This window comes from Pseudoalteromonas sp. BSi20480 (assembly GCF_000241365.1).
Lineage (GTDB): Bacteria > Pseudomonadota > Gammaproteobacteria > Enterobacterales > Alteromonadaceae > Pseudoalteromonas > Pseudoalteromonas marina.
In genome coordinates, this window is the sequence record NZ_BADX01000183.1 from 1 (window position 1) to 220 (window position 220).

1 protein-coding gene is annotated in these 220 nt (G+C 33.2%); it reads left to right on the plus strand.

Features of this window, described 5'->3' with window-relative positions; genetic code table 11:
• Positions 1–217, plus strand: a 217-nt coding sequence (locus P20480_RS19535) for a hypothetical protein (protein ID WP_033025953.1), incomplete at its 5' end; no start/stop codon positions are given.
• Between the last annotated feature and the right edge of the window lie 3 nt (positions 218–220).

Consider the following 220-nt stretch of genomic DNA (forward strand, 5'->3'; position numbering starts at 1 on the left):
CTATCAAAAAAAAGTAGCTCTACATTCTGAAATAATCGGGGATTCTGAAATTCTTGAAATCCCTAACACTAAAAAAGCCTTAGGTAGTAGTTACATGGAGCGGTTTCCACACCATGATTTTGAACAAAAAACTACTTGGGTTGTTTTTACTAAAATTGCAGAGTTTAACTGTAATAGTTATGAACAAGCACAAGAAATGGCTATGCAGTTTAAGTAAAAC